Annotated in this window: 5 protein-coding genes; all 5 read right to left on the bottom strand. The window is 56.8% G+C overall.

The features are described from left to right. A partial coding sequence (locus JNM42_RS02400; RefSeq protein WP_294265598.1) for a CusA/CzcA family heavy metal efflux RND transporter occupies positions 1 to 3,016 on the bottom strand: 3,016 nt, incomplete at its 3' end. A 20-nt stretch (positions 3,017 to 3,036) separates the two neighbouring features. After that, positions 3,037 to 4,692 carry an efflux RND transporter periplasmic adaptor subunit gene (locus JNM42_RS02395; RefSeq protein ID WP_294265596.1) on the bottom strand — a complete coding sequence of 552 codons (1,656 nt, stop codon included), beginning with the start codon at positions 4,690 to 4,692 and terminating at the stop codon, positions 3,037 to 3,039. Beyond that, positions 4,689 to 5,960, bottom strand: coding sequence for a TolC family protein (locus JNM42_RS02390; protein ID WP_294265594.1), 1,272 nt, complete (start codon positions 5,958 to 5,960; stop codon positions 4,689 to 4,691). The genes JNM42_RS02395 and JNM42_RS02390 overlap by 4 nt, the downstream gene beginning before the upstream one ends. Positions 5,961 to 6,087: 127 nt before the next feature. Further along, positions 6,088 to 6,450, bottom strand: coding sequence for a copper-binding protein (locus JNM42_RS02385; RefSeq protein ID WP_294265592.1), 363 nt, complete (start codon positions 6,448 to 6,450; stop codon positions 6,088 to 6,090). An 18-nt stretch (positions 6,451 to 6,468) separates the two neighbouring features. Beyond that, positions 6,469 to 6,867: a DUF411 domain-containing protein gene (locus JNM42_RS02380; RefSeq protein WP_366504395.1), complete on the bottom strand. Its 399-nt coding sequence runs from the start codon at positions 6,865 to 6,867 to the stop codon at positions 6,469 to 6,471. Positions 6,868 to 7,201: the final 334 nt, after the last annotated feature.

Below are 7,201 nucleotides of genomic sequence, written 5' to 3'. Positions count from 1 at the left end.
GGCTCATGACTTCCGAACCGGTACCGGTGCCCCACATGATCGGTAGCAGGCCGGCCATGATCGCCACCACGGTCATCATCTTCGGCCGCACGCGCTCGACTGCACCTTCCATCACGGCTTCATAGAGATCGCCGACGTTCGGTGTGCGTCCTTCAGCGCGGCATTTCGCCTTGATCGCTTCCCACGCGTGATCAAGGTAGATCAGCATGATGACGCCGGTTTCGGCGGCGACCCCGGCCAGCGCGATGAAGCCAACCGCCACAGCCACCGAGAGGTTATAACCGAGAAACCACATCAACCACACGCCGCCGACCAGTGCGAAGGGCACCGAGAGCATGACGATGACGGTTTCGGTAATGCGCCGGAAATTGAGATAGAGCAGCAGGAAGATCGACAGCAATGTGACCGGGATGACAACCTTCATTTTTTCGATGGCATGCTCCATATTCTCGAACTGACCACTCCAGGCAACGTAGTAGCCCGCTGGGAACTTGACCTGCTCGGCCACCGCCTTCTTCGCATCGGCGACGTAGCCGCCGATATCCCGGTCTCGGATGTCGACATAAATATAGGCCGAAAGCAGCCCGTTCTCGGTGCGGATGCCTGGCGTTCCCTTGGCGACCACGACCTTGGCCACTTGCCCCAGGGGAATCATGGCGCCGTCCATGGTCGGGATCAGTACCTCGCGGGCAATTTGCTGTGGGTCGGAACGCATCTCGCGCGGATAGCGCACGCTGACGCCGTAGCGTTCCCGGCCTTCGACGGTGGTGGTTACCATTTCGCCACCGAGTGCGGTGCCGATGACGTCCTGCAAGTCACCAATGGCCAGTCCATAGCGGGCCAGTTGTTCGCGATCCGGCTCGATGTTGAGATAGAAACCACCGGTGATGCGTTCGGCAAAAGCACTGGTGGTGCCGGGAACCGTCTTCACTACGGCTTCGATTTCCTTGGCCAGCTTCTCCATTTCCTCCAGGTTCTTGCCGAAGACCTTGATGCCGATCGGCGTCCGGATACCGGTCGACAGCATGTCGATACGCGCCTTGATCGGCATCGTCCAGGCGTTCGCCACGCCGGGGAATTGCAGAGCCTTGTCAAGCTCGGCAATCAGTTTGTCGGTAGTCAAACCGGCACGCCATTCGGATTGTGGTTTGAGGTTGATCACCGTCTCGAACATCTCGGTCGGCGCCGGGTCAGTCGCCGTATTGGCACGACCGGCCTTGCCGTAAACCGAAGCAACTTCAGGGAAGCTCTTGATGATCTTGTTCTGCGTCTGCATCAGCTCGGCGGCCTTGGTGATCGACATGCCCGGCAGCGATGCCGGCATGAAGAGTAGCGTGCCCTCGTTGAGAGTCGGCATAAACTCGGAGCCGAGTCTTGAGGCTGGGTAGATCGAGACGCCCAAGATGATCAACGCCAAAACGATCGTCAGTTTCTTCCAACGCATGACCGCCGCGATGATCGGTCGATAGACCCAGATCAGGAAGCGGTTCACCGGGTTCTTCGACTCCGGCATAATCTTGCCGCGAATGAACAGCATCATCAATACCGGGACCAGCGTTACTGAAAGTATCGCTGCACCCGCCATGGAGAAGGTCTTGGTGTAGGCCAGCGGCGAGAAGAGACGGCCTTCCTGGCCTTCCAGACTGAACACCGGCAGGAAGGAGACGGTGATGATCAGCAGCGAGAAGAAGAGCGCCGGGCCGACCTCCCTGCACGCAGCAAGCATGGCCTCTACGCGATCATTACTTGAGTGCCCCTCGGGTAGCCGCTCCAAATGTTTGTGCGCGTTCTCGATCATGACGATTGCGGCGTCGATCATCGCCCCGATGGCAATGGCGATACCGCCGAGGCTCATCAGGTTGGAATTCATCCCCAGCGAGCGCATGGCGATGAACGCCATCAGAATGCCGACCGGCAACATCAGGATGGCGACCAGCGCGCTGCGTACGTGCATGAGAAAGGCGACGCACACCAGCGCAACGATAATCGACTCCTCGACCAGCGTTCGCTTGAGCGTATCGATGGCGCGATGGATGAGTTCAGAGCGGTCATAGACGGTCTCAATCGTCACGCCTGCGGGCAAGCCGGGGCCGATTTCCTCGATTTTCGCCTTGAGGTTGTGGATGACCTCAAGGGCATTCTGACCATAACGCGCCATGGCGATTCCCGACACCACTTCACCTTCGCCGTTGAGCTCGGTCAGGCCGCGCCGCTCATCGGGGACGAGTTCGACACGGGCGATGTCGCGGATCAGCACTGGCGTTCCCTTGTCACTCTTGACGACAAGCATCTCGATGTCGCCTGTGCCGCGCAAATAGCCCTTGCCGCGCACCATGTACTCGGTTTCGGCCATTTCAACGGCACGACCGCCGACATCGCGGTTCGAGTCGCGGATGACCTGCGCGACCTTCATCAGCGGAATGCCGTAGGAACGCAGTTTCACTGGATCGACCGTTACCTGGTAGGTCTGCACAAAGCCGCCAATCGACGCCACTTCGGCGACGCCGTGCGCCTTGGTCAGTTGGTAGCGGACATACCAGTCCTGGATGCTGCGCAGTTCGGCCAGCGTCTTGTCCTTGGCCAGCAACGCGTATTGATAGACCCAGCCGACGCCGGTGGCATCCGGTCCGATCTGAGGTGTCACACCTTTGGGCATGCGGCTGGAGGCGAAGTTGAGATATTCCAGCACGCGCGAACGCGCCCAGTAAATGTCGGTGCCGTCCTCGAAGATGATGTACACGAAGGACGCGCCGAAGAATGAGAAGCCGCGTACCACCTTAGATTTGGGTACCGAAAGCATGGCCGTGGTCAAGGGATAAGTCACTTGATCCTCGACCACCTGCGGCGCCTGGCCGGGAAACTCGGTATAGACGATGACCTGGACATCCGAGAGGTCGGGCAGCGCGTCAATCGGCGTTCTGAGGACGGCGAAGACCCCCCAGATAATGATGAACAGGGTCGCAAGCAGAACCATGAAACGGTTTTTTCCCGACCAGTCGATGATTTTGGCCAGCATGGTCAATTTCCCTCTATTCTTCAGTGGCCGGCGTGCGGATTGGCCACAGGGGCTGGCGCAGCCGCCTCCTTGCCCATCACCATCGGTTTGACGCTGGTGATTACCCATTCGCCCGGCTGGCGCTCGACGAACTCGACAATCACCATGGCACCCGGTTTCAACGCTTGCAGCAGGGTCTCGTTGGCGGCCTTGAACTCCATGGTCATGGCCGGCCATTTGAGGCTGTCGACCGGGCCGTGGTTGAGATTGACTGTGCCCGCTTTTGTGTCAACGCTGTCCACCGTTCCTTCGGCGTGATGACTCGACCCCTTGGCCGCTGGTGTGGCTTTCTCTGACTCAGTCCCCGCCTTGGGCGCCGCACCGTGAGCGGAGTGGCCGAAACCGCCAACAGCCGCCTTGAGATTACTCTCGGCGTCGATCAGGAAGTTGGCGGCGACCACTACCCGTTCGCCTTCTTTCACCCCTTCGATAATTTCAACGTTGCTATCGCTACGCGCGCCGAGTTTCACTTCGCGCGGTTCGAAACGACCTTCACCCTGTTGGATCAGGACAATTTGACGGGTTCCGCTGTCAATGATGGCGGAAATCGGTACGGTGACTACGTTACCCTTGGCTGACACCGGCAATTCCACTTGAGCAAACATAGCGGGCTTCAAGAGTAGACCGGGGTTGGCGAGTTCAACGCGCACCGGTACGGTACGGGTTGCCGCGTTGAGGGTGGGGTAAACATAGCTGACCTTGCCTTCAAAGAGCTTGTCCGGATAGGCGTTGATCCGGACTTTGGCTTGGGCGCCCAGCTTGACCAGACCGATGTCTTGCTCGAAGACGTCGGCGACAACCCAAACCGATGAAAGGTCGGCGACCTGAAAGAGGACTTCGCCGGGCATGAAGCGCATGCCTTGCAGCGCTTTTTTCTCAGTGACGATGCCGGTTACCGGCGAGCGGAAGGTTAGCGTGCGTTTCGTCTCGCCGGATTGTGCCAGCGCCTTGACCTGAGCTTCCGAAATGTCCCAGTTTTTCAGTCGCAGCAGGCTCGATTCAGCGAGTTGCTTCATGCCGGCCTGGGCTTGACCCCCCGCATCCTTGAGCGAATCGACGCCCTGCGCGGCGATGGCATATTCGCGCTGTGCCGAGACCAACTCCGGGCTATACACTTCGAACAGCGCTTGCCCCTTGCCAACAGCCTGGCCGGTGACATTCACATGCAAGCGTTCGACGTAACCTTCGAATTTGGGCGAGATAGCGTAGGTTTTTCGCTCATCCGGTTCGATTCGACCTGCCGCACGAACCGTTTTATCGAGGTTGCGAAGCTCGGCAGCTTCACTGCGCACACCGAGTTTCTGAATTTTTTCCGTACTGATCCTGATCTGATTGGCCGATGCCGGTTCTCCGCTGTTTCCATCATCGTCCTCACCCTCGAAAACGGCGATGTAGTCCATGCCCATCGGGTCTTTTTTAGGTGTCGGCGAGGTGTCGGGCAGGCCCATCGGATTGCGGTAAAAAAGAAGTTTTCGCTCTTTTTTAACGTTCTCGCCTGTCGTCTTGAGGGTATCCGCTGTAACCGCCGTACTCCCTGCGCCAGGCAATGCTGTTCCCTTGTTACCCAGCCAGTACCCACCACCGCCAGCGATCAGAGCAACGATAACGCCAAGCGTCAATCCCGCCCCCAGTTTCATAAATCTTCTCCTAATAGTTTTTCGATATCTGCAAGACGAATCTGCGCTTCTGCCTGTGCCTTGATCTGGATTTGGCGTGCTTTGCGAATTTGTTGTTGTGCTTCGAGCAGGGTGGCGAAATCCACTTTCCCATTCTCGTAGGAGGCCAGGGCGGAGTTGAAGGTCAATTCGGCTTGGGGCAGTAGACTGTTCGTCGTCAGACTCTCGGTACGCCGCGCTGCTTCGATACCGGAAAGATTTTCGGCAAGCTCGCCAAGTATCTGGTTCGATGTAGCTTCCTTGCGCGACCGGGCGGCCGAAAGCATCGATTCGGATTCACGTTCCATGGCGCGGCGCGAGGTTTGCTGGAGCGGGATGTTGAATTCGATCATCACTTCCCACTCCTTGACGGCGTTCTGGTACTGGATCGGGGAAATGGCCAGTGCAAAGTCGGGGTAACGGTTCTTGTAGGTCAGTTCGCGGGACTTTTCAGCGGCCTTGATGCGCGCCTCTTCAGTAAAAAGTTGCGGATTGCGACCACGTACGCGGTCTTCCAGCGTCGCGTAGTCGAGCTTCGCTGGGGCTGGGATCGGGCGTAACACCTCGGGATTGGCAAGACGTGCGCTGGATGGCCGGGCCAACAGCGCATTGATGCGCGCGCGCAGCATGTTGCCTTCATTCTCCAGCATGATCAGGTCGTTACGCATACCGGTTTGCTCGACCTGGGCACGGATCGCGTCCTGCTGCATCGCCAGCCCGCCGGCGTATCGAATCTGGGCAATCTTTTCCAGTCTCACCATAAGGTCGAGAATCTCGCGCGTCAGTTGTTCGTTGCGATGCAAAATATACAGTTGGGCATGTGCTATTTTGAGCTTGGCGGTAATTTCGGTCCAGGTTCCACGCACACGTCCTTGCGCCCCTTCGGCCTCCAGTTCGGCAATCTCGCGTTTCAGATCACGTTTTCCATACCACGGTATTTCCTGTAGCACCGTGTATTTGGTGCTGCCGACCCGGCTCGGGTTCAAGGTGGCATTTTGCTCACCAAACTTGGTGATGTCCTGGAGTTCCATTCTGAATCTTGGGTCAGGTAGTGCGCCGGCGGGCACGACCCGCTCGATGGCCGCATCGGCTTCGTAGCGCATCGATGCATAGTCCGGATTAGTGCTTCTGGCATAGTCGAGCAGGCTGTCGACGGTTCTGCCAATGGCAACTTCCTGCGACAGGATTGGGGTTGCAATCCCCAGCGCCAACATCAATATGAATACCTTCGTGCGAAAATTTCCTCGCATTTAACCTCCCTGTGAAGTACAAGTGCCAATTCAGGCTGCCTCGACGATTTGCCAGAAGATCAAGGATCTGCCCGAGTGACACAACGATAAGAATGCGTCGCTGATGAACGGCCACACCAAGTAGACGTTATTTCGCGGGCTCAAACTTGACGACCGTTATTGCGCCATTGACGTTGTCTGCCAAAAAACGGATTTTGTCTCCTGTCTTCATCTGCTCCAGCCAGGCCGTGTCCTTGACACGGAATACCATAGTCATGGAAAAATCCATTCCCAGGTTCGGCAGCGGACCGTGCGCAAGGGTGACTTTGCCGGCAGACTTGTCTACTTTTTTGACCAGACCTTCAACCATTTTTGCCTCGGTCGGTGCTTGGCCCTGCATCTTCATGCCAGGCGCCATGGCGCCATGACCGTCGTGTTCGCTAGCGGCAATGCCCGGTGCAGAAATGGTCGCGATAAGGACAATACAAGCGCTTGCAGTTAAAGTTTTCATGGTGTTCTCCGATGAAAATTAATGTTTCGCAAAAACGCGGGTCGTGCCATCAGATTGAACCAGCAAGGTATCGTACGGTGGGGAATTCGGGATATCCATACCGGGCGATCCGGGTGGCATCGATGGAACGGCCAGACCCAATGCCTTGGGCTTTTCCTTGAGCAATCGCTTGATATCAGTTGCCGGAACATGCCCCTCAACGACATAATCGCCAATCCTTGAGGTATGGCAGGAGCCGAATTGATCGGGCATGCCGAGTTTTTTGCGGGAGGCGGGAATGTTATTCACTTCGTGAATTTCGACTATGAAACCGCTCTTTTGCATGTGCTCGATCCACTTCCCACAGCAGCCGCAAGTCGGACTTTTGTAGATGTCGACTTTGGGGAGCGTTTGTGCCAAGACCGAAGCGGAACCCATAAACGCGATAAGGAAGAGCGAACGGAGATGAAATTTCATAATATTTTCCATTTGTTTATCAGATGCGGGGAGTTTAATCAGGGGAAACCAACATGAGGCTGACTGAAAAATTACATTTCTGTAATTTTTGAACCTTTCTGGCAAGAGTGAACTAGCTTTCTTTTCCGCGATGTAATGTGTAATGGCTCTGGCGCTACAGATGTCGTGTTAGTTGGCAATCGGCACCATTCCAATGGGCTGGCATGGAACGATCAATTCGAACACAGTGCTCGTTTGATCCGAACGTACGAAGGCATCCCCACCGTGCGCTCGCATGATGGACCGGGTTATCGCC

Origin of the sequence: Propionivibrio sp., from assembly GCF_016790145.1 — a bacterium.
GTDB lineage: Bacteria > Pseudomonadota > Gammaproteobacteria > Burkholderiales > Rhodocyclaceae > Propionivibrio.
The sequence above is the reverse complement of the archived record's forward strand: the minus strand, read 5'-3'. Positions and strand labels throughout refer to the sequence as shown.

Excerpts from the sequence above, each read along its gene's own strand:
- JNM42_RS02395 (WP_294265596.1), bottom strand. The coding sequence starts at position 4,692 with ATGAAACTGGGGGCGGGATTGACGCTTGGCGTTATCGTTGCTCTGATC.
- JNM42_RS02380 (WP_366504395.1), bottom strand. The coding sequence starts at position 6,867 with ATGGGTTCCGCTTCGGTCTTGGCACAAACGCTCCCCAAAGTCGACATC.
- JNM42_RS02390 (WP_294265594.1), bottom strand. The coding sequence starts at position 5,960 with ATGCGAGGAAATTTTCGCACGAAGGTATTCATATTGATGTTGGCGCTG.
- JNM42_RS02385 (WP_294265592.1), bottom strand. The coding sequence starts at position 6,450 with ATGAAAACTTTAACTGCAAGCGCTTGTATTGTCCTTATCGCGACCATT.